General features: G+C 69.6%; 19 protein-coding genes. 7 read left to right on the forward strand and 12 right to left on the reverse strand.

The features are described 5' to 3' along the window. Position 1: 1 nt before the first annotated feature. From FFS52_RS03760 to FFS52_RS03785, 6 genes are all read right to left on the reverse strand, one after another. Positions 2–388, reverse strand: coding sequence for a GntR family transcriptional regulator (locus FFS52_RS03760; RefSeq protein ID WP_205333081.1), 387 nt, complete (start codon positions 386–388; stop codon positions 2–4). A 13-nt stretch (positions 389–401) separates the two neighbouring features. Then, complete coding sequence (locus FFS52_RS03765; RefSeq protein ID WP_065630176.1) at positions 402–1634, reverse strand: arginine deiminase; 1233 nt, start codon at positions 1632–1634, stop codon at positions 402–404. 34 nt (positions 1635–1668) lie between these two features. Continuing rightward, complete coding sequence (locus FFS52_RS03770; RefSeq protein ID WP_137808878.1) at positions 1669–2898, reverse strand: MFS transporter; 1230 nt, start codon at positions 2896–2898, stop codon at positions 1669–1671. Next, positions 2895–3923: a patatin-like phospholipase family protein gene (locus FFS52_RS03775; protein ID WP_137808879.1), complete on the reverse strand. Its 1029-nt coding sequence runs from the start codon at positions 3921–3923 to the stop codon at positions 2895–2897. The genes FFS52_RS03770 and FFS52_RS03775 overlap by 4 nt, the downstream gene beginning before the upstream one ends. A 56-nt stretch (positions 3924–3979) precedes the next feature. Next, a complete protein-coding gene (soxR, locus tag FFS52_RS03780; RefSeq protein WP_065630178.1) occupies positions 3980–4429 on the reverse strand; it encodes a redox-sensitive transcriptional activator SoxR in 450 nt (149 codons plus the stop codon). A gap of 76 nt (positions 4430–4505) precedes the next feature. After that, positions 4506–5369, reverse strand: coding sequence for a universal stress protein (locus tag FFS52_RS03785; RefSeq protein WP_058251664.1), 864 nt, complete (start codon positions 5367–5369; stop codon positions 4506–4508). Between the two features lie 203 nt (positions 5370–5572). Between FFS52_RS03785 and FFS52_RS03790 the strand changes: the two genes are divergently transcribed. Both FFS52_RS03790 and FFS52_RS03795 read left to right on the forward strand, forming a co-directional pair. Beyond that, positions 5573–5878, forward strand: coding sequence for a hypothetical protein (locus tag FFS52_RS03790; RefSeq protein ID WP_137808880.1), 306 nt, complete (start codon positions 5573–5575; stop codon positions 5876–5878). 90 nt (positions 5879–5968) lie between these two features. Further along, complete coding sequence (locus FFS52_RS03795) at positions 5969–7543, forward strand: serine/threonine protein kinase (protein ID WP_137808881.1); 1575 nt, start codon at positions 5969–5971, stop codon at positions 7541–7543. 77 nt (positions 7544–7620) lie between these two features. Here the strand turns inward: FFS52_RS03795 and FFS52_RS03800 are convergent, their stop codons facing one another. Genes FFS52_RS03800 through FFS52_RS03820 form a run of 5 tightly spaced genes read right to left on the reverse strand, consistent with a single transcriptional unit; the run spans position 7621 to position 14024 of the window. Beyond that, positions 7621–8433 (reverse strand): protein kinase, encoded by an 813-nt coding sequence (locus FFS52_RS03800; RefSeq protein ID WP_137808882.1) that lies wholly within the window; start codon positions 8431–8433, stop codon positions 7621–7623. A gap of 1 nt (position 8434) precedes the next feature. Further along, positions 8435–10558 (reverse strand): cation:proton antiporter, encoded by a 2124-nt coding sequence (locus FFS52_RS03805; protein ID WP_137808883.1) that lies wholly within the window; start codon positions 10556–10558, stop codon positions 8435–8437. A gap of 16 nt (positions 10559–10574) precedes the next feature. Then, complete coding sequence (locus tag FFS52_RS03810; RefSeq protein WP_137808884.1) at positions 10575–12083, reverse strand: FHA domain-containing protein; 1509 nt, start codon at positions 12081–12083, stop codon at positions 10575–10577. Then, entirely contained in the window at positions 12080–12529 is a 450-nt protein-coding gene (locus FFS52_RS03815; protein WP_065630183.1) for a hypothetical protein, read from the reverse strand. Before FFS52_RS03815 ends, FFS52_RS03810 begins: the two co-directional genes overlap by 4 nt. A gap of 1 nt (position 12530) precedes the next feature. Then, on the reverse strand, positions 12531–14024 hold the full coding sequence (locus FFS52_RS03820; protein WP_231742359.1) for a hypothetical protein: 1494 nt from the start codon (positions 14022–14024) through the stop codon (positions 12531–12533). Between the two features lie 671 nt (positions 14025–14695). Here FFS52_RS03820 and FFS52_RS03825 point away from each other — a divergent pair. The 5 genes from FFS52_RS03825 (at position 14696) to FFS52_RS03845 (ending at position 19760) form a co-directional block, all read left to right on the forward strand. Next, positions 14696–15730: a diiron oxygenase gene (locus FFS52_RS03825; protein ID WP_137808885.1), complete on the forward strand. Its 1035-nt coding sequence runs from the start codon at positions 14696–14698 to the stop codon at positions 15728–15730. 34 nt (positions 15731–15764) lie between these two features. Then, positions 15765–17345 (forward strand): 4Fe-4S binding protein, encoded by a 1581-nt coding sequence (locus tag FFS52_RS03830; RefSeq protein WP_137808886.1) that lies wholly within the window; start codon positions 15765–15767, stop codon positions 17343–17345. A gap of 25 nt (positions 17346–17370) precedes the next feature. Continuing rightward, on the forward strand, positions 17371–17856 hold the full coding sequence (locus tag FFS52_RS03835) for a hypothetical protein (RefSeq protein WP_137808887.1): 486 nt from the start codon (positions 17371–17373) through the stop codon (positions 17854–17856). Beyond that, a complete protein-coding gene (locus FFS52_RS03840) occupies positions 17853–18815 on the forward strand; it encodes an EamA family transporter (RefSeq protein WP_137808888.1) in 963 nt (320 codons plus the stop codon). The genes FFS52_RS03835 and FFS52_RS03840 overlap by 4 nt, the downstream gene beginning before the upstream one ends. Positions 18816–18932: 117 nt before the next feature. Continuing rightward, positions 18933–19760, forward strand: a complete 828-nt coding sequence (locus FFS52_RS03845; RefSeq protein WP_137808889.1) for a maleylpyruvate isomerase N-terminal domain-containing protein — start codon at positions 18933–18935, stop codon at positions 19758–19760. 371 nt (positions 19761–20131) lie between these two features. Here the strand turns inward: FFS52_RS03845 and FFS52_RS03850 are convergent, their stop codons facing one another. Continuing rightward, the gene (locus FFS52_RS03850) at positions 20132–21778 is read right to left on the reverse strand and encodes a DEAD/DEAH box helicase (RefSeq protein ID WP_137808890.1); all 1647 of its coding nucleotides are present in this window, start codon (positions 21776–21778) and stop codon (positions 20132–20134) included. Positions 21779–21802 lie beyond the last annotated feature (24 nt).

Genomic DNA, 21802 nt, shown 5'->3' on the forward strand with positions numbered 1-21802 from the left:
TTCAAGTTCGTCCGAGCGCACGGTTGAGTATCTCAACGATCACGGGATCGTCCAGGCCCAGCTCGCGAGCGGTTTCGACGTACTGCTTGGCAGCCGCGAAACCCGCGTCGAGCGCATCGTGGCGACCCGCCTTGATGAACGAGCCCTGCCGCCCGCGGGTCTCGATGACGCCGGCCGCCTCGAGTTCCCGGTAGCTGCGCGCGACGGTGTTGGCGGCCACGCCGAGTCGCGAGGCGAGCGCTCGGACCGTCGGCAGACGTTCGCCGCTGAGCAACTCGCCGGACTCGATGAGGTCGATGATGCCGACTCGTACTTGTTCGAAGGGCGGCCGGTCGGAGGCCGGGTCGATCTGCAGTGCGTCGAGCGCGGCCGGGGTGTCGGGGGTCACCGGATGCTCCTCCTCACCGGGGATCACGGGCCAACGGACACGACATGCACCGCGGCCCACCACGGCCCGATCCCAGTTCCCGGCCCTCGATCTCGATGACCTCGATGCCGGAATCCCGGAGTCGCCGGTTGGTCTCCACGTTCCGGTTGTAGGACACCACAACCCCGGGTGCGAGGGCGAGGGTGTTGTTGCCGTCGTCCCACTGCTCCCGCTCGGCTGTCACCGGGTCGAGCCCGGTGTCGATGACACGCAGTTTGGTGATGCCCATCGCCTCGGCGGCGGCGTCGACGAAGGGCCGCTCCCCGGTGATCCGGACCGCGTCGGTCGCGGCGTCGTGGACGAGGGTGAACGCGGACATGGTGTCGCGGATGTTGGGATACATCACCACGGCGTCGGTGTCGACCATCGTGCAGACGGTGTCGAGGTGCATGAAGGCGCGCGACTGCTCGATCGGCACCGCCAGCACTGTGTGCGCCAGGTGGTCGTCGAACAGACTGCGCGCCAGTGCTTCCGCCCCGGCGGGCGTCGTCCGTTCGCCGACCCCGACGGCCACCACACCGGCGGCGAGCAACAGCACGTCACCGCCTTCGATGGGCGCGACCTGCGACTCGTAGGCCCGCCGCGCCCCGGTGAATCGCGGGTGGTGGGCGTAGATGAGATCGGTCAGTGACGTCTCCCGCGCGCGGGCGGGAAGCGCGAGCGAGGTGATCGCGAACCGGCCGCCGATCCAGAACGAACTGTCGCGGGTGAACAGCAGATTCGGCAGCGGTTCGATCGCGAACTCGGGTCCGTGGTGCATCCGACGCACGAGCGAGGACCGCTCGGCAGAGGGTGTGATCGGCAGCTCGTCGAACGTCATGCCGGCCGTCAGTACGTACGCGAGGTCGGTCGGCGACAACCCCCGCAGATGGGTAGCGAGATCTTCCGCGAGGTGTGTGCCCAGCCGCCGCGCGCTCACCGCCGCGGCGATGCCCTGGATGCGGGCCGCACCGCTGTGCGCGATGGTCTCGGCGAGCAGGTCACCGAGGAGATAGACGTCGGTTCCCCGCTCGCGCAGCACCTCTGCGAAGGCGTCGTGCTCCTCCTGCGCACGCCCGACCCACGGCAGCCCGTCGAACAGGAGCTGGTCGCTGTTGCGCGGGGTGAGCCGACGCAACTCGTCGCCCGGGCGGTGCAGCATGACCGCTCGCAGGGTGCCGACCTCCGAGTCGGCGCCGAGCGCGTAGTCGTAGGCGGGCGCGGTCATCGCTCAACCGTAATTCGTCGTCCGCCCGCGCACATCACTCATCGTCTGCGCGGGCCTTCGTGTCGGTCGGAGTCATCGTCGGGCCGTCGCCCACGATCACCGGCGCGGTCTCCCGCGCGAAGATCCAGAGGACCAGTGCCACCGCGGCCACCACCCCGGTCAGCACGAACGCCGGCCCGAAACCGACCCGATCGGCGACGAATCCCACGATGACCGGACCGGTGACGGCACCGAGGTCCGACGACATGCCGTAGGCGGCGAGCGCCGACCCGCCTTGCTGGCGGTTGCCGAGGACGTCGGCGAGAGCGGCTTGATGGGTGGGTGCGAACAGTCCCGAGCCCACCCCGGCGACCACCGACAACGCCAGTACGACGCCCACATTCGGCGAGAACCCGAGCGCGATGGTGGCGACGACGGTGATGACGAGTCCGGGCAGCATGATGGGCCGCCGTCCGAACCGGTCCGACAGCCGGCCCGCGATCAGGATCGCCAGCACGTTGCCCGCGGCGTAGATCGCCAGCACGATTCCCGCCATTCCCGCTCCGGCACCGAGACTCTCGGTGATGAACAGCGGCACCACCGCGACCCGGACCCCCATCGACGCCCAGCCCTGGGTGAAGTTGGACGCGAGGATCGCCCGGTAGGCGCTGTCGCGCAGGGCGGTCCGGAAACCGATCAGCCCGCCCGTCGGGCCGTCGACCTGATCCGGTGCGATCACCTCCCGCAACTGGGTCGCCACCACTGTCGATGCGACGAGCAGCGCGACCGCGTAGACCACGAACGGGACCCGGAGTCCGAAGCCGACCAGCGCCGCCCCGATGAGCGGACCGGTGATGCTGCCGATGAGGAACCCCGCCGAGAAGAAGCCCGACACGCGACCGCGAATGTCGCTCGGCGCCATACGGATCAGCAAGGCCATCGCCGAGATGCTGAACATCGTCGACCCGATGCCGCCGAGGCCGCGGAAGATCAGCAGCTGCCAGTAGGACTGGGCGAACGCGCACGCCAGAGTGCTGGCCGCGACAATCAGCAGACCGGTCAGGTAGATGCGCCGCTCGCCGAAGACGGTGACCAATCGTCCCGTTGCGGGCGCGAACGCCAGGCGCATCACCGCGAACGCCGAGATGACTGCGGTCGCGGCGGTGAACGAGACGTTGAAGGTGCGGGCGAAGGTCGGCAGCGCGGGCGCGATGAACCCGTATCCGAGTGCGATGACGACGTTCGCCGACAGCAGCACCCAGATGCCGCGGGGGATCTGCCTCATGGCAGCTCGGGGAGGTCGTCGAGGGCCCGCGCGGTGAGGGTCCGGCCGAGCTCGATCATCTCCGAGGCCTTGTGGAAGTCGAGCGTGCGGACCGTCCGGCGGGGTACCCGGATCAGCACGTCGGGCGGATAGCCGGCGACCTGGTAGCGGGTCAGGGCCTCCTGCATGATGTCGAGCGACCGGCTCAGCACCTCCACGCGTCCCATCCGGGCCGGTTCGTCGACGCCGAACGCGGGCGCCACCTGTTCGGCGGACGGGACGGAGCCGGACTCGGCCGCGGCATCGACCGCGACGGCGCCGCCGCCGGTGGCGGCCACCGCCGCATCGGACGCCGCTGCCTCCCCCGAGGGCATCTCGTGGCCGAGCCGGTCACGGACCGCCCGGATGAACTCGTTGTCGAGGATCGGCGCCACGTTGCGTCGCAGCAGTCCCCTGGCCTTCGGTTCACGCGTGGCGCCCGCTTCCGGGCCACCGTCGGAACCGATGATGACGCCGATGGTCACATCGCTGGACACCGTCGAGGTGGGTGCCACCGGCAGTGGGTCGAGGATCCCGCCGTCGGCCAGCAGCCGCCCACCGTGCTCGTGCGGGCTGATGACGCCCGGGATCGCGATCGACGCACGCAGGGCGTCGGCGAGGACACCGCGCTGGAACCAGACCGCGCGGCCGGCGTTCAGATCGGTGGCGACCGCGGTGAACGGGACGGGCAGGTCCTCGATCGCGGTGTCTCCGAGGATCTCCCGCACCCGCAGCAGGATCCGCTCGGCCCCGATGACGCCCGGCTTGGTCAGCGAGACGTCGAGCAACCGGACGACGTCGAGCTGGGACAGACCCGAGATCCAGTCCACGTAGTCGTCGAGTTTCCCCGCGCAATACAACCCGCCGACGAGAGCACCCATCGACGAGCCGGCGACGGTGACGATCTCGAACCCCCGCGCCTCGAGTTCGGCGATCACCCCGATGTGCGCGTAACCGCGGGCGCCGCCACTTCCCAGAGCCAGCGCCACGCGCGACGGTCGAGCCATGGGCCAACAGTACCGCCGCCTGTTCTGCTCCCCGACATCGCAACTGGCGGAGACGGCTACTGCTCGGTGAGGAGTCGCCGCGGCCCCGGGCCGAGTTTGTTCAGTTCGTCGCCGGGGTTGAGGAGATGGCACTCCCCGAGCGACAGGCAACCGCAACCCACGCAGGACCCGATCATGTCCCGCATGTTCTCGAGCAGTGCGATGCGCTGGTTGATGTCGTCCATCCAGCGTTTCGACGCCGCTTCCCACATCGACTTCGGGGGCGACTCGTGGTCGCCCAGTTCGGCGAGCACCTCGCCGATGACCGACAGCGGGATCCCGGCGACCTGCGAGGCGCGGATGAATGCGACGCGCCGCAGCATCGCCCGGTGATAGCGGCGCTGGTTCCCGGAGGTGCGCCGGCTGAAGATCAGGCCCTGGTCCTCGTAGAAGCGGACCGCCGACGGGGCGATCCCGGCTCGCTGGGCCAGCTCGCCGACCGAGAGCTCCAGCTTCTTCAGCGTCATGGGTCGATGGTAAGCGCCACCGACGGCGTCGTCCCCGGTGCGCGACCGGGGACGACGGGCAGCGCTCACCGTGGGGTCAGGTGCGGACGACCATCACCGGGCAGTCGGCGTGGTGCATCACCTTCTGGCTGGTCGAGCCCAGCAGGAGTCCGCGGAAGCCACCCCGGCCGCGACTGCCGACCACGAGCAGCGATGCGTCCGCGCCCGCCTCGTCGAGCAGCGCCTTCGCCGGCTCCTCGGGCAGGACGGACCGTTCGATCGTCACGTCCGGGTAGTCCTGCGCGTATCCGGCGAGGCGCTCGGCGAGCACCTCGACCGCGTCCTGGGTCATCCGTGCCACCTCGTCGGCGCCGATGCCGTACCCGTGGAGCGCGTCCGCGTCGAGCGGGGTCCAGGTGTGTACCGCGCGGAGCGGCACGTTGCGCAGCGAGGCCTGCCGGAACGCCTCGGCGACCGCGGCATCGCTGACCGGTGAACCGTCGACCCCCACGACCACCGGTCCGTCGGGGTTGCCCTCGGCGGCGACGACCGTGACCCGGCCGTGTGCGTGAGCGGCGACACTGGTGCTCACCGAACCCAGGAACAGGCCCTTGACGCTGCCGAGACGGCGCGTGCCGACGACGATCATCGCGGCGTCCTTGCCCAGCTCGAGCAGCACGCGCGCGGCGTCGCCGTCGACGATCGAGGTGGCGACCGTCACGCCAGGTGCCGCTTCTTTCGCGGCGTCGGCGGCCGCATGGACCGCGTCGGAGGCGTCCTGGCGGATGGCGTCGACGACATCCTGCGGGATGATCAGGCCGGGGGCGTAGTCACTCGTGCTGGCGTCATACGCACCGACGACCTTGAGGTCGAGACCTTCGGCAGCGGCCGCCCGCGCCGCCCAGCGCACCGCGCCCGTGGCCGCGTCCGACCCGTCCACGCCGACGAGTATCGCATTCATGTTGTGGCTCATCTCCTCTGATCGCGACGGCCCCTGGCGGGGTCTTCGGTTCGGCCGCGGGTCGGCCCGGGCTCGCCCCGGGCGGCCCGGTGTCGGCCCCGGCCCCCATCCTGCCCCGGCGCCGTTGCCGCGGCAATGAGTACGAGGTCCCGACCACCGTCGCTTTCTCCACGATTCGGGCTCCGTGTAACCTGGCAGACACCATGACGTCACCCCTTCCGCAGAACGGCACCAACGACTTTCGCGCAATCATGATCCACATCGGGATCACCGTCGCACTCGGACTCGGCCTGCTGTTCCTCGCGCATGCGTCGTCGGATCCCCTGCAGACCGTGTTGGTCGTCGCCTCTCCCGTCGTGGTTCTCGTTGGCGCGAGCACCATGCTGTACCGCACGTACCGGGTCTGGAAACGCAACGGTCGCTGGCAGGTGTGGCAGGGGGCGGCGTGGTTCCTGTTGTTCTTCTTCATCGTCATGCTGTTCAACTCCGCGCCAGTCCTCTTCGAATGACCCGGGCGGGGTCGACCGGCGCCTGTTCGCCCCGGTGGACGCCCCCTGACCGGTAGAGTCGGTCCTTTCACGTGAGGTGAGGGAGGCGCCGTGTCCGTCGGTCCGACCCACGACGAACCACTTCCTCCGGGCGCTCTCGTCGGGCGTCACCGCATCGAGCGCCTCCTGCGCCGACGCGTCGCCGGCACCGACTACCTGGCGACGGCCCCATATCCGGGGGCGCCCGCCGAGCGCGTGCTGCTCACCGTCGTGGACCGGGCCGCCTCGATCACTCCCGCGTACGGCAACTGGTTCCGGGATGCGATCCAAAAGACTTCCGCGATGGCGCATCCCGGGATCGCGCGCATCACCGGACACGGCATCGCCGACGGCCGCGCCTGGGTTGCGGTGGCTCCCGTGCCCGCCTCCGACGCCGCCCTGCTGATCCGGCGCCACCCCGACGGCATCGGCATCGATCTGGCGGTGCGCATCGTCACCGTCGTCGGCGAGGCGCTCGACGCGGCCCATCGCCGGCGCCTGGTCCACGGCAACGTCTCCCCCGCCGACATCCTGCTCAACGGCTCCGCAGACCCGACCGTCGCCGCGGCGTCGGTGCCCGGCGCCGTCACGCTCACCGGTTTCGGCCTCACCGCACCGATAGCGGGCGACGAGATGCCGCACCCGGCAGCCGATGTCGCCTCGTTGGGACGTACCCTCGTCGAAATGCTCACCGGCGCCGGGAGCGAAGCGAGCGGGCCGAATGTGACCGGCACAAGCTCGGTCGCTCGGCACCGGGTGTCGGGTGCAGTGTCGCCGGCGTTCTACGCCGTGCTGGCACGGGCGCTCGACGCCGATTCAGAACACCGATACCGCACCTGCGCGGAATTCGTCCGAGCGGCCGAGCTCGCCCTGCACCTCACCCACTCCGACGGCGAACCGCCGACCGAGGCCATCCCCGCCAGCCACCCTGAATCCGAGTATGAGTTCGCCGCAACCGATTCCGACACGACGGAGGTCGTGGACGCGGGGCCGGCCGCCGGCGTCCCGCGCGTGTTCCAGCCCGCCGGTCATCCGGATCGGCCGACCGAGGTCGTCACCGACCGGCCGCGGGGGGCCGGGCCGGTGAACCGGCCGTCGACACCCCCACCGATGGCGCCCCCGCCGACGGCCTCCCCGTCGATGCGTCGACGACGGCTGATCGCGCCGTTCTTCGTCGCCACGGCGATCGTCGCGGTCGTCGTCGGAACGGTGATGCTGCTCGGCGCCCGCACCACACCGCCGCCGTGGCCGGCGGGCGTCGCTCCTATCGCTGCCGCCTTCCCGCAACTCCTGCCGGAGACGCCCGAGGAGTCGGGATGGGGAGATGCCGACTGTGAGCCCGTCGTCCGCGACGGCATCGACGGGATCTCGTGCACCGACGCCGCGAACGTCGAATTCGTGGTGTGGCACACGCCGACATCACCATCACGCGCTGCCGTCACCACCGGCCTCAAGGGCTACCCCGGGGATGAGATCAGCTGGCGCGACGGTCCGGCGTCGGCGAGCCGGGACAGCGTCGTCGACGGTTGGGTCGTCACCAATTTCAGCGGGCCACCGCATGCGCAGTACACGCTGGTGACGACGTGGCCCGGACACACCGGCCGCGACATCCTCGACGACTGGTGGCGCACGGCGCCCCTCGGCTGACGACCGTGACCGGGACGAAGGCCGACCCTTCGTGACGCAGGGAGCAGGGGGCGAGAACCGCCCGATGACGTCTGTCGTCAACGCCCGCGCAGCCCGTCGATCCGGTCGGCGACCTCCATCGCGGTCGACGGACGGGAGCCGGCGAGGGCGAGACAGTTGGCGATGAGGGTGCGCTCGTCGCGGTCTAGGTTCTCCGAGAGGGCCGGCGGCGTCGACAGCGCCGCCCGGATTGCCAGCAGCGGCTGGGTGTCCGGCACCGCCCCGTACACCCCGTCGCCGGTGAGGGCACGGTGCAGACACGCCCCGAGCGACCAGATGTCGGTCGCCCGCGACGGCACATCGCCGGCCAACAATGCGGGGTCCATGTACTGCACCGCCCCGGGCTGGGCGAAGCTCGTGATGGGCTCGTCGGCCGCCAGCACCCGGGCCAGACCGAGATCGGAGATCTTGCCGCCGGTCTCGGTGACCATGATGCTCGACGGCGTGACGTTGGCGTGCGCGATACCGGCTTCGTGCAAGGCGTCCACGCCGCGCGCCGCGTCCGCGATCGCCCCCAGCTTCTCGTCTCGACTGAGCTCGCGCGCCGGACTACCCAGCGAGCCGAGCGGGAAATACTCCATCGCATACATGAACTGGCCCTGCAGCACGGCGTCGTAGAGCCCGGCGAGGTAGGGCGACACGACCGCGGCGAACGCCCGCAATTCGCGTACCCCGCGGCGGTAGGCGTCGTCGCTGCAGACGCCGCCGAAGACCTTCACCACGACGCGGTCGGTGGCCAGGCCCAGTCGCGCGGGGGGTACGGCGAGATAGAACGTGCCGTTGCCCCCCATGCCGAGCTTCTCGAGCACCGTGAAATCCGCCAGCTGCTGCGGGATCTCGACTTCTGGCATGTCAGTGCCTCTCCGATGATGAGCCGATGTTCGGACTGGACGGATCGTCGGCCGCCCTCGTGGGTGCGGATGGTGCGGCCGGAGACGGGTAGAGCATCGCGACGCGGTCGCCCAGCGATTCCTCGCTCGTCTCGGTGTTGTCGACGACGGTGACCGGAACGGGTACGGCCGGATCGCCTTCGTCCGATCCGGCGACGGTGAACGACACGGCGTTGTCGCGGTGTCGGCGGGGATCCTGCACCGACACCGAAACCCCCTGTTCGGCAACAGCGTTGAGGTCGGCCAGCCACCGACGCCGAGAGCCGGATGCGACGACGGTCAGCGACCGCGACCCGAAGAGCGCCAGACCCGCGGCCATCAACGCAGCGGTCCGCCCGCTGCGATCGTCCGCGGCGATACAGGTGATGGTGCTACGACTCGGTGCCACGGTGGCATCGGCGGTCTCGTCGACGACGGCCACCGGAGCCGATCGCAGCGACTCCCCCAGAAGCCGGTCGCCACTGTCCACGAGGACGAGGTCGGCATTGGCGTTCTCCGACATGGCCTCGAGGTCGGCTGCGGGATCGGCGCTGAACCGGCACAGCACCGACACCGCACCCGCGCCGGTCAGCGACGAGCCCAGCTCGTTGAGGCGCTCGACGGCCGATGCGATCGCCGCGAAGTCCGGTACGACCGGAATCCCGACCTCGAGCGGACGCACGGACCGGTCCGGGGCGGTGAGCAACCCGGCCAGGACGACGTCGAATCCCGTGGTGCAGTCCAGCATTCGCCGATGCCGCGCTCGCAGGTCGGCGGTCGTCCCGACGGGATCACGCATCAGCACCAGAACCCGCGGGGCAGTGGCGGTGGCCAGGGCGCGACGTTCGGCGGCGGCGATGTCATTGGCCACCACCTTGTCCGGATACACCACGCGCAGCAGGGGTTCGGTCAAGATCGTGGTCACGAGCGCCATCACCACGAGCATCGCGAACAGTTCGTCACTCAGCACACCGAGTTCGCGCCCCGCGGCCAGGATCACCAGCTCGGTGAGTCCCCGCGTGTTCATGAGCACCGCGATGGCCGCGCTCTGTCTGGTGGGGATGGCGCTCGCCCGCGCGCCCGCATAGGCGCCGAGGAACTTGCCCGCGATCGCGACGAGCAGGACCAGCAGCAGCTGCCCCATGCCCGCGACGCCGATCTGGGTGAGGTCGACGTTGAGGCCGGTGACGACGAAGAACATCGGCAGCAGGAGCAGCACGCTCGCCTGCTCGAGCCGTTCGAGAATCTCCCGGTGCAGCTGTTCGGCTCCCACCTTCGGCATCACCGCGCCGAACACGAAGGCGCCGAAGATCTGATGGATGCCGATGACGTCGGTGGCCGTCGCCGACAGGAAGAGTCCGATCAGGATGACCGCCAGGATGTCCGGCGTGAGCCGGCCGGCGCTGTCGCGCCAGGCGATCAGCTTCGCCAGCAGTGGACGGACGACACCGAACATCACCGCGGCGTAGACGAGCGTGAGTCCGACGATCTTGGCGACCTCGAGGGGACTGCCGCCCTGGATGATGGCGATGATGAACGCCAGCAGTGTCCACGCGAGGATGTCGTCGATGGCGGCCGCGGCCAGGCTGAACACCCCGGGAATCGTTCTCATCATCCCGCGGTCGGTGAGGATCCGCGCCAGCACCGGGAAGGCGGTGATGGACATCGCGACACCCATGAACAGCACCATCCCCAGCCGCTCGATCTCCATTCCCCCGACCATGTTGTGCGAGGGATAGAGCAGCAGGCCGAGGGCCGCGCCGAGGGCGAACGGCAGCGCGATCGAGAATGCCGAGATGCTGGCCGCCGCGCGTTCACGCCCTTTGGTCAGCCGCATGTCCAGTTCGAGGCCCACGATGAACATGAACAGCACGAGGCCGATCTGGGCCAGTGCTCCCAGCAGCGGCCGGACGTCGTCCGGGAAGAGCCACTGGTCGGGATTGCCGGGCAGGAGCCCGAGCAGGCTGGGACCCAACGCGATCCCGGCGGCGATCTCGCCCACCACGGCCGGCTGACGGCAGGCACGCGCGATCATCCCACCCACCCGGGCGGCGGCGATGACGATCGCGACGTCGAGCAGCAGGAAGGCGACCGTGTGTTTGTCCATGACCTCGGATCCGTTCTCAGATACGGGCGTGGTGTGACTCGAAGATGAAGTGGCGCCCCCCGATCCGGACATGCGACCCCGGCACCAGCACGTGGGCACGATGCGGGAGCAGCCGGGTCTCCCGGTTGCCGCTGCTCGGATCGGTGACGAAGGTGCCGTTCGCCGACCCGAGGTCGACCAGCTGCACCGTCCACTCCACCAGCCGGATCTCCACGTGGCGGCGCGAGAGCTGACCTGTCTCGTCCTGCACGCGAATCGGTTTGGGCGAACCCGCCGGTCCACCGCCGGCCGATCCCGGTTCCCGGCCGATCACCAGGTCCTCGTCGAGGAGGAAGGTGAACCCGTTGTCGAGCAGCAACCAGCCCAGCGGGGGCCGTTCGCCCTCGACGAGGAACGTCGTCAACTGGTCCATCCGGATTCCGCAGACCCCGCACAGCCACGACTGCGGATGGTTCAGATGGCCTCGCGAACAACGGATGCCGTGCACCATGGCCCGCGACGCCTCGATCTTGACGACCTCGGTCGCGGGTTTCTGATGCTCCTCCTTGGGCAGCGGCGCGCGCGGTTCGAGCGGTTCGGCGAACGGATTCGGCGCGGGAGCCGGCTCGACGCGAGGCCGGCCGCTCGGCGGGGTGGCGTCCCGCGGCGGCCGCTCAGGTGGGTGGGAAACGTTCGGGGACAACGGTTCCGACCCGAACGGACCGCCCAGCGGAGTCGAGGTGAACGGCAACGGATCGGGTGCCGGCAGGTCGGCACCACCATCGGCGCCGGGCGCCATCCGCTCGGTCGTGCCCATCGGGTCCGGCTCCGGCGGCAGATCGTCGAAGGGTGACCGTTTCCGGATGGGCTCGGGCGCCGGGGGCTCCGGCGCCCCGGGTGCCGGCTTGTCGAGATCGTCCAGGGCCTCGGTCGGTGGACCCGCGTCCGGGTCGGGTCGGGACGGTTCGACGGCCGGTTCCGGCCGCGCCGCCGCCGGTTCCGGCCGCGGCTGCGGCGGGCGCTCGGCCAGGGAGTGGAATTCGGTGCCGCGCAACCCCAGTGGGGTGTGCAGCAGCGCGCCCGCGGCGGGCACCGTGCCCTGGACCAGGTCGAAGCGCTCGTCACCGACCTCCGCGGGCTTCGTGCCGGCGAGGTAGAGCCCGAGACCCTCGAACGGCCACGGCACGGCGCGGTCATAGGAGTCGCCCGCGGGCGGCTCGATCCGCTTGCCGTCGGTCTCCCCGTACACCCGACCCGAGAGGAAGATCGCGATGCCGGCATTGTCGGGAGCCGCGAAGGCGATGTCGACCGGGTCGTCGGCGGTGGCCACCAGCTGAGCCAGCGCCCGTACCAGGTGCCGGCCCCGCCGCGGTGCCGAATCCGGCACGGCCACCGCAGATTCGATGTCGAGCAGATCGGTGAGGAAGGACGCGGGCACCGCGTCGTTCGTCAGGCACAGAAACGCCGGGGTGCGGATCACGATCCCCGCCCCGGGGATCAGCGTCACCGTCGGCGTGACGCTCGGGATGTCGCCCGGACCGGTCACAGGAATCGTCCTCCCTGGAATCGCCAGTGGGGGAAGACGGCGCGTAGTGGACCGTTGACCGCCACCCACACCAGCAACCAGGTGGTGACGAACTGGACGGTGAACACGACGGGCGACGGTTGCAGCGGCTCCGGGATCAGTCCGGTGCCATCGATCACGATCCACACCAGGATGCCCTCGTTGATCGCCGTGAGGAGCCCGAAGAGCGTCGGCCAGTCCTTTTCCCAACGGAACTGCTGCAGGAAGTGGTACAGGAATTCCCAGAGCACCCCGAGGACGATGACGGTGACGAGCACGGTGAAGGCGACCCGGTAGACGTCGAGGATCGACGGGTCCCCCGAGGAGATGAGCCACAGGAACGGGACGAGCACGATGGTCCACAGGCCGCCGAGGATGCCGAGCACCAGCACGCGGGTCTGGATTCGCCCCCACAGGGTGGGCAACATGTCAGTCGACTCCCTTGTTGTTCATCCAGCGCCACCACTGGGCGGTCGATCGCCAGGGCGTCAGTCGTCGACAGAACCCCTGGCGGGCAAGGTCGTCGACGATCTCGAGGGCGGCGATCTGCAGACCGAGGAAGGTGTCGACGCCGGGAAAGTAACCGCCGAGCGTCGCGCTGCCCGAGGCGTACAGCTTGCCGTTCCCGCTGCGTGTCCCCTTCAGCTCGAAGTCGCGTTCGACGTCCATGCGACCGACCGGGTTGATGCCGGCGCCGGTGTGGTCCAGCAGATCACGCAGCAGGCGGTGCTCGCGGACGTCGGCTTCGAGTCCGGTGCAGTCGATCACGTAGTCGGCGTAGATCTCGAAGGTGCCGTCGGGCCGGTGGTCCTGCCGGATCGGTGCGTGCGGGTCGACCCGCACGGTGGTCACCACCCCCTGCCCGCCCGCAGCCGGCAACAGACTCTCCGCCTTGCCGACGGCGACGCGGTACCAGCCCTCGCGCCGCCCGCGGGCCAACTGCTCCTGCCAGTCGTCGCGGACCGGAGTGTTGGTCCCGCCCATCTGCTTGTACGCCTCCGCGCGCTCGTGTCCCTCGAGCTTGCGCATGCGGGCCTTGAGCTGCCCGCCCCAGACCGACTTCGGATAGTTGAAGCCCTGGTAGGCCCAACCGTCTTTGCCCTTGCGCCGCATGAAGATGTGTGGGCCGTGGGGTTTGTCGTAGTACGTGCGGAAGAGGTGCACGATCTGCGTCTGGAGCCCGTACGCGTCGCGATCGTCGATGAGCCGCTGCAGGACCCGCGACGCGACGATCCCCGCTCCGCGGATCACCACGGTGCCGGGTTTGCGTTGGAGCGACTGGTAGATGTGCTCGTGCGACTCGTAGGCGTTGACGACCTTGCTGGCGTCGCGGTAGGTCTCGCGGAACGCCTGGAGATCGGGCAGGAGCTTGATCCCCGGGTATCCGATCGCGACATGGACCCACTGGCTGCGGAAGGCCACCCGCTTGGTGGGCGAAGTCCCCTGCGGCGGTGTGAGAATCGTGAAGTAGCCACCGGCGGCGCGGCGTCGGATCATCCGGACCTGACCACGGTGCAGGCACTTCAGGTAGCCGATCCGTTCGCATTCCTTCTGCATCGACTCGAACGCCTGCCCGGCCCTCGGCGTGTAGAAGTTCGCGAAGACGGGCTCCACCAGCACATTCCACAGCGGCTTGAGCTTCTTGTCCGCCCAGGCCTCCCGCACCGCGTACGACGGGAAACCCCAGATGTTGTCCGGGGTCGACGCCGAATCCGAACGCAGGCGCTCCGTGCGCGGGATCTGCGACACCCGGGTCAGGTACTCGTAGCTGTGCCAGGGCACGTCCTGGGGGCCGAGCACCGCGATCCGGTCCAGCGGCACCCCGCAGATGCGCAGGTAGTCGACGGTCACGAATGACCCGATGCCCGAGCCGACCGTGACGAACGGGACGTCGACGATCGGGATGCCCGCGGCCTCGACCATCGCATCGGTCCAGATGTCGGTGTCGACCAGCCCCGGTGTCAGATCGCCGACGGCGCCCGCGGGCCCGGGAGCGCCTCGTCCGGGCGCCGGAACAGGCCCAGGGCCCGGCCGCGGCGCGGGGGGCGCCTGGCCGGGCATCGGTCCGGGACGAGGCGGAACGGGCGGTGGGGGTCCCGGGCGACGCGGGGCGGGCCCCGGTGGCCGCGGACCCGGCGCGCCCGGCAGGGGCCCGCCGGGGTCGGGGACGACACGCGTCGGACCGTGCGGCGGCTGGGTCACGACCGGACCCGGGTGCGTGGTACCGCCGGCAGGCCGCGTCGACCGACGCGGGCGGCATGCGTCGCGTCCCTAGAACGCCGGGACGCGTGCGGAACACGACGGGACATCGCTCCTCCAGGTGAGCAGACGCGGGCACGGATGGTGCGGTAACTCTAACCCGCGGCGATGCTCGCGACGGGGTTATATAACCCGAACGAATTACACCCGTCGCACCAGGTCAGCCCCTGAACTGCACGGAGTCGGGCAGGCCTGCCGGTGAACGCACCGGTGCATTGTGCCGGTATCGAACGTGACATCGAGTGTTGACAAATAGCGGCCCGTCGAAATACGTTCGAGTCATCCGCTGTGGTCTGTTTCACCGACCGAGCCGCCCACGCCGAAGGGATGCGACGATGACGAAAGCACTGACCCGGACCGACCAGGAGCACGAGGCGCCCGCCCGCTACGTGCCGCAGCACGACAAGACCGGCGGCGACCACGACTTCGCCCAGGTCCTCGACGACCTGTCCGCCGCGTCCGTCCACCGCAACTTCGATCCCTACGTCGACATCGACTGGGACGCGCCGGACATGGCGATCGTCGAGAACGATCCCCGGTGGATCCTGTCCTACGAGGTCGATCCGATCGGCCGCCATCCGTGGTACCAGCAGCTTCCGCAGGAGAAGCAGATCGAGATCGGCATGTGGCGCCAGGCCAATGTCGCGAAGGTCGGCCTGCAGTTCGAGTCGGTCCTGATCCGCGGACTGATGCAGTACAGCTTCAAACTCCCCAACGGTGCGCGCGAGTTCCGCTACACCACGCACGAATCCAAGGAGGAGTGCAACCACACCCTGATGTTCCAGGAGTTCGTCAACCGGACCGGCATGGACGTCCCCGGGGCCAAACTCGGCTACCGGCTCATCTCCCCTCTCGTTCCGCTCTTCTCGACGATCTTCCCCACCGTCTTCTTCTTCGGTGTGCTCGGTGGCGAGGAACCGATCGACCACATCCAGAAGGACTTCCTGCGCACCCGCGCCAGCCTGCACCCGACGATGGCCGCAGTCATGCAGCTCCATGTCGCCGAGGAGGCACGGCACATCTCGTTCGCCCATCACCTGATCCGCGAGCAGGTGCCGCAGCGCGGACGCGTCCAGCGTTTCCTGTTGTCGCTGATGCTCCCGCTGACCATGCGCATCCTCTGTGGCGCCATCGTGGTGCCGCCGCGAAGCTTCGCCAAGCGGTTCGACGTGCCCCACGCGGTCATGAAGGACATCTTCTGGCGGTCGCCGGAGTCGAAGCGGTTCCTGCGCAACGTCTTCGGTGACGTCCGCATGCTCGGCGAGCAGAGCGGACTGATGAACCCGGTCTCGCGCCTGCTGTGGCGCGCGCTCGGCATCAGCGGCCGCCCGTCGCGGTTCCGCAGCGAGCCCACCTACACCGCGGCCTGAACCCGAACCCCGAACGCAGGTAGAACCCGAGACCATGCCCCACGTCGTCACCCAGGCGTGCTGCGGCGACGCGTCGTGCGTGTACGCATGTCCCGTCAACTGCATCCACCCCACGCCTGAAGAGCCCGATTTCGGCATCGCCGAGATGCTGTACATCGATCCCGCGACCTGCGTCGACTGCGGCGCATGTGTCAGTGCGTGCCCGGTCGGCGCCATCGTTCCGGGACATCGCATGCCGGCTGGGCAGGAACGGTTCGTCGAGGTCAACGCGACCCAGTACCACGATCCGGCCGACGGAGCCGCGCGCTTCCCCGTCGACCCGGCCCGTCGGCTGCCCCTCGCGCCCATCGATCGTCCGCGGCAGCTGGCCGTCGACACCTCGATCTCGATCGGCATCGTGGGTTCGGGCCCGTCGGCGATGTACGCGGCCGACGAGCTGCTGCGGCAGCCACAGGTCTCGGTCACCATGTACGAACGTCTCGACCGGCCGTTCGGGCTGGCACGGTTCGGCGTCGCGCCCGATCACCTGCACACCCGCAAGGTGATGGAGCTGTTCGACGACATCGCGCGCAACCCCCGACTGGAGATCCTGCTGAACACCGAGGTCGGGCGGGACCTCACCCTGGCCGACCTGCGCGACCGTCACCAGGGCGTGATCTGGGCGGGCGGGGCACCCACCGACCGGCAACTCGCGCTGCCGGGTTTCGATCTCCCCGGAGTGTCCAGCGCGACATCCTTCGTGGGTTGGTACAACGGCCATCCCGACTTCGCCGACCTTTACGTCGATCTCGACACCGAGCGCGTCGTGGTCGTGGGCAACGGCAACGTCGCCCTCGACGTCGCACGCATCCTCGTCGCCGACCCGCGCACCCTCGCCGCCACCGACATCTCCCGTCCGGCACTGGCGAAGCTGCGGTCCTCGTCGGTCCGCGAGGTGGTGGTGATGGGCCGTCGCGGACCCGCGCACGCGGCCTTCACCCTGCCCGAACTCATCGGACTGGTCGACTCGGGGGTCCCGGTCACCGTCGACGCCGCCGACCTCGAAGCGCTGCCCGCACCCGCCGACCTGGACACCACGACTCGTGCCAAGCTCGATCTCCTGGCCGAGTGCGCCGCCCGCCCCGAACCCAAGGGCCGTCGAATCCGATTGGCGTTCTTCGCCTCTCCGATGAAGGTGACCGCCGGTGCGGACGGCCGCGCGAGCGTGTTGACCGCGGGCCGCAACCGCCCGGTCACCGACGACTCCGGAGCCGCGGTCGGCATCGAACCCACCGGCGAGACGGTGGGGCTCGAGACCGGGCTCGTCCTCACCTCGGTCGGTTACCGCGGTGTCGCGGTCCCGGGTCTCCCGTTCGACGACGCGGCCGGGATCATCCCGCACCTCGACGGCCGCGTGCTCGACGGGACCGAGCCTGTACCCGGGATGTATGTGACCGGCTGGATCAAGCGCGGTCCGTCGGGCTTCATCGGCACCAACAAGACCGACTCGGCGCAGACCGTCGCCTCATTGCTCGACGACCTCGAGTCGAACGCGACCGAGGCCTCGGCACCGCGTCGCCGTCGGTTGCTCGGCCGACGCCTCGGCGTCGCGTCGTCCGTCGCCGGCCTCGATTGACGGACTGCTGCGCTAGATTTCAGCCATGGGGCTCCCCGCGTACCAGCGCACCACCGTGCGCGCCGATCTGTCCGATCTACCCGCCGACGTCGCCGCCACGCTGCGCGACCATGCCGACTCGACACAGCTCACCGTCACCGACGACCTGCCGGCGTGGATCACCCGGAGCATCAACCCGCCGTCGACCACGTTCTTCGGCAAGCTCTTCGGACGACGCAGCAACCCCGTCGACCCCGATTACGAACACCAGACGCTCATCGTGCTGCATCCGACCCACCTGATCGTCGTGGTGTCCGGGGCCGAACGTGGGGTGTCGGCGCTGTCGTGTCCGCTCGCCATCGCGTCGATGTCGTCGACCCCGTATGTCCCGGAGTCGGACGGATTCTCGGTGACCGGGTTCGCCGGTCATGAAGGGCGCCCGGGCAGCTTCTACCTCGGAACGGGTGAGCCGGCGGGCACGGAATGCCGGGAGGCCGTTCGCTCGGCCATCGTCGCCGCCAAGAATCCGTGAGGACCGCGGACCGCACTGCCCCGCTCTCGCGACCCGCGCTGGGTCTCACACTCGCGCTGATCTCGTCGGCCTGTTTCGGCATCTCGGGGGTGCTCGCCCGGGCCATGATCGAGGCGGGATGGACGGCCGGTGCGACCGTCACCGTCCGCATCGCACTAGGCGGTCTGGTCCTGGCCATTCCCGGCTTCCTCGCCTTTCGCGACCGTCGGCAGCCGCTGCCCGAGCAACCGGGCCGACGGTCCTGGACGGTGCTCGTCGCCTACGGACTCCTCGCGGTGGCCGGCTGTCAGCTGGCCTACTTCTATGCCGTGACCTACCTGCAGGTCGGCGTCGCGCTGCTCATCGAATACACCGCCCCGGTCGCCGTGCTGGTGTGGATGTGGCTGCGCCACGGTCAGCGTCCGGGTCGCGTCACCGTGCTCGGCGCGGCACTCGCGATCGGGGGACTCGCGCTCGTCCTCGACCTGACCGGCGACGTCCCGATCAGCGCGATCGGGGTGCTGTGGGCGCTCGCCGCGATGGTCGGGGCCGCCGCCTACTTCGTGATCTCCGCCGACGACCGCACGGGCTGGCCGCCCCTGAGCCTGGCCGCGGGTGGCCTGCTCATCGGCGCACTGGCCCTCGTCGTCGCGGGGCTGACCGGGATCCTGCCGATGACCATGACCACGGACCCGGTCAAGGTCGGTGCGCTCGAGGTGGCCTGGTGGATCCCGCTCGTGCTGCTGGGTGTGGTCTCGGCCGCCATGGCCTACGGCTTCGGCATCGCGGGCGGCCGGCTGCTCGGGGCCCGGGTGATGTCGTTCGTGGCGTTGTCCGAGGTGCTGTTCGCGGTGGTCTTCGCCTGGCTCGTGCTCGACGAACTGCCGGCACCGATTCAACTCGCCGGCGGCCTGCTCATCGTGCTCGGCGTCGTCTGCGTACGGCTCGGCGAAGCCGCCCCGGCGGTGTCGCGTGACTGAGAATCACGGTGCGCGTTTGTGAATAATGTTGCGCACGTTGCACATCTGTCCACAGGTTCGACGTGTCGGCACGGAATGTGTCGCACGTCGCAACGGGCCGGGGTAATCTCGTGCCCCATGTGGGGGGAGGAACCACGCGCGACGGGGATGTTCTCGAGGTTTGACTACATCGACGCCGCGCTCACGACTGCGGATCGGTTCACCGATCTCGTGCTCGGTGTCGGCGACCCCGACACCCGGCTCCCCGACACCCCCGCCTGGACGTTGACCGATTGTGTCGGCCATGTCGCGATGGCGCCGTCGCGCTTCCTCGAACTCGCGCGCGGCGAAGGTGAGTGGTGCTGTTCGGCGGTCGACGTACCCGACTTCAATGCCAAACAGATCGCCAACTTGCCGACGCGCGACGTGACAGTGCTCTGCCGACGATTGACCGACGACCTCCGCGAACTCGTCGACGAGGTGTCGCATTTCCACGCGCAGGTCCCGAAGATGCACTTCGACGGCGACCGCGTCATCCGGGCCGACGCCGCTCTCGGCCTGCTGATCGGCGAGTTCGTGGTGCACGCCCGCGACATCGCACGCGCTGTCGGGGCCCGCTGGTGGGTCGAACCGGACGTGGTGCTGATGATCATCCGGGCACGCCAACACATCCTGCCCAGTTGGGTCGATCCGCTGCACGCCGCCGGGCACTCCGGCACCTACGACATCCGGCTCCGCGGGTGCGGCGAACGGCACGTCTACGAGTTCACCGACGGTGAGCTGCACATCGATCCGCCGGAGCCACGCCGGGCCGACGTCCACATCAGCGTGGACCCCGCGACCGCTCTCCTCGCCGGTTACGGTCGCCTGTCCCCGGGGTGGGTCGGACTCACCGGGAAGGGCATCGCCTGGGGTGCCCGGCCGTGGCTCGCACCGCGACTCGCCCAGCGGTTCCTGCCTGCCTGATCGCCCCGCTGCAGAGCGCGCGACCAACCCCCGCTTGCTGTTCCGAAAGAAGCACATAACCCTTGCTCCCTGAGGTGTGAGGAGCGATAGCGATGAGCCACGAAGGGCTGGCGAGCGTTGCACCTCGCCCTTCGTGGCTCGCTTCGCTCGCACCTCAGGGAGCATGAATCTGGACGCTCACGGGTGTTCTTTCGTAGTCCACAACGGCGCCGCCAGGCCTCAGATACTCCGGGCGCGCAATAACGTCGAGCGCCCCTGCCCCCTGAGGTGCGAGGAGCGAAAGCGACGAGCCTCGAAGGGCGGCAACCGTGGTCACCGGCCCCTCGAGGCTCGACATCGTTCTTCAGTTGTCTTTCGCGGGTGAGCCCCGGTCAGCGACCGGTCGGCGAACCCGCCGGACGGCTCGCCCGGCGTCCCTGCCCGCGGGCGCCCGCCCGCTGCTGGTCGCCGCCGCGCGACTGCCCGGCGCCGCGCGACTGCCCGGCGCCGCGTCCCTGGCCTCCGGTGCGCGCGTCCGACGAGCGCGAACCGCCCGCGCGCGAGTCGCTCCGAGCCGGACGGCCGCGGCCGTCGCCGCGAGTACCGCGCGAGTCACCGCCGGTAGCGTTCCGGCCGCCGCCGGTTCCGGCGCTCCGGCTCTCGCCACGAGCGCCGCCGTTGCCGCCCTGGCCTCGACCACGACCGCCGCGTCGACTCCCCTGCGAACGACCGCCCTGGGAACGACCTCCCTGGGACCGGCCGCCCTGTGCACCACCGCCACGAGCGGCTTCGGCGGCTGCGCGTGCCGCAGCGGACACGCGGTCGGCGCGCTCGCCGACCAGCTCGTCGACGGCTGCCGACGATGCGTCGACAGCGATGGGTGTCACCTTGATCTTGGCCTTGCGCAGTAGTTGTGCGACCTCGCGACGCTGCTCGTGCAGGCAGACGGTCACAACGTCGCCGGCCGAACCGGCGCGGGCGGTACGGCCCGAGCGGTGCAGGTACGCCTTGTGCTCGGCCGGCGGATCGACATGCACGACGAGTTCGATGCCGTCGACGTGCACGCCACGGGCGGCGACGTCGGTGGCGACGAGGACGCGGACGTCACCCTCGCCGAATGCGGCCAGGTTGCGGTCGCGCTGCGCCTGGCTGAGATTCCCGTGCAGGTCGACGGCCGGGATCCCGGCCTCGGTCAGCTTCTTGGCGAGCTTCTTGGCCTGGTGCTTGGTGCGCATGAACAGTATGCGTCGACCGGTGCCGGAGGCGAGCTCGGCGACGAGATCCTGCTTGTCTGCCGAGGAGACCTCGAAGACGTGGTGGGTCATCGCGGCCACCGGCGACTCCGCCGAATCCACCGAGTGGAGCACCGGGTTGTCGAGGAACCGCTTGGCCAGTTTGTCGACGCCGTTGTCCAACGTCGCCGAGAACAGCATCCGCTGACCGTCGGCGGGGGTCGCGGCGAGGATCTTGGTCACGACGGGCAGGAAGCCGAGGTCGGCCATGTGGTCGGCCTCGTCGATCACGGTGATCTCGACCTCGTCGAGCCGGACGATGCCCTGACGCATCAGGTCCTCGAGACGTCCGGGGCACGCGACGACGATGTCGACACCGCGCCGGAACGCCTGCTCCTGGCGGGTCTGCTTGACGCCGCCGAACACGGTGGTGACGGTGAGTCCCACGGAGGCGGCGAGCGGCTCGACGACCGCGGCGATCTGGGTCGCGAGTTCGCGGGTCGGCGCCAGGATCAGCCCCGTGGGTGCCCCCACGTAGCGCTTGACCTGCATCTCGGCCAGGCCGGCGACGAGCGGGATGGAGAAGGCGAGGGTCTTGCCCGAGCCGGTCTTGCCGCGGCCCAGGACATCCTTGCCGTCGAGGGTGTCGGGGAGGGTGTCCTTCTGGATCGGGAAGGCGTCGGTCTTGCCCTGAGAGGCGAGAACCTTGACGAGTTCGGTTGGGACACCGAGGGATTCGAACGACACACCAGGCGCCGACGCAGCAGCATCGGTGGAGGTGGCCGGGTTTTCGAGGACAGCAGTCATGTGGTGTGCAGGTTTCTTCCTGTG

Origin of the sequence: Gordonia sp. ALPHA1B1, assembly GCF_005502615.1 — a bacterium.
In the GTDB taxonomy this organism is placed as follows: domain Bacteria; phylum Actinomycetota; class Actinomycetes; order Mycobacteriales; family Mycobacteriaceae; genus Gordonia; species Gordonia hongkongensis.

Bases quoted from the DNA above. Each gene is read 5' to 3' on its own strand.
- FFS52_RS03765 (WP_065630176.1), bottom strand. From the start codon at position 1,634: ATGACCGCGCCCGCCTACGACTACGCGCTCGGCGCCGACTCGGAGGTC.
- FFS52_RS03770 (WP_137808878.1), bottom strand. From the start codon at position 2,898: ATGAGGCAGATCCCCCGCGGCATCTGGGTGCTGCTGTCGGCGAACGTC.
- FFS52_RS03775 (WP_137808879.1), bottom strand. From the start codon at position 3,923: ATGGCTCGACCGTCGCGCGTGGCGCTGGCTCTGGGAAGTGGCGGCGCC.
- soxR (WP_065630178.1), bottom strand. From the start codon at position 4,429: ATGACGCTGAAGAAGCTGGAGCTCTCGGTCGGCGAGCTGGCCCAGCGA.
- FFS52_RS03785 (WP_058251664.1), bottom strand. From the start codon at position 5,369: ATGAATGCGATACTCGTCGGCGTGGACGGGTCGGACGCGGCCACGGGC.
- FFS52_RS03790 (WP_137808880.1), top strand. From the start codon at position 5,573: ATGACGTCACCCCTTCCGCAGAACGGCACCAACGACTTTCGCGCAATC.
- FFS52_RS03800 (WP_137808882.1), bottom strand. From the start codon at position 8,433: ATGCCAGAAGTCGAGATCCCGCAGCAGCTGGCGGATTTCACGGTGCTC.
- FFS52_RS03805 (WP_137808883.1), bottom strand. From the start codon at position 10,558: ATGGACAAACACACGGTCGCCTTCCTGCTGCTCGACGTCGCGATCGTC.
- FFS52_RS03815 (WP_065630183.1), bottom strand. From the start codon at position 12,529: ATGTTGCCCACCCTGTGGGGGCGAATCCAGACCCGCGTGCTGGTGCTC.
- FFS52_RS03820 (WP_231742359.1), bottom strand. From the start codon at position 14,024: ATGGTCGAGGCCGCGGGCATCCCGATCGTCGACGTCCCGTTCGTCACG.
- FFS52_RS03825 (WP_137808885.1), top strand. From the start codon at position 14,696: ATGACGAAAGCACTGACCCGGACCGACCAGGAGCACGAGGCGCCCGCC.
- FFS52_RS03830 (WP_137808886.1), top strand. From the start codon at position 15,765: ATGCCCCACGTCGTCACCCAGGCGTGCTGCGGCGACGCGTCGTGCGTG.
- FFS52_RS03835 (WP_137808887.1), top strand. From the start codon at position 17,371: ATGGGGCTCCCCGCGTACCAGCGCACCACCGTGCGCGCCGATCTGTCC.
- FFS52_RS03845 (WP_137808889.1), top strand. From the start codon at position 18,933: ATGTGGGGGGAGGAACCACGCGCGACGGGGATGTTCTCGAGGTTTGAC.
- FFS52_RS03850 (WP_137808890.1), bottom strand. From the start codon at position 21,778: ATGACTGCTGTCCTCGAAAACCCGGCCACCTCCACCGATGCTGCTGCG.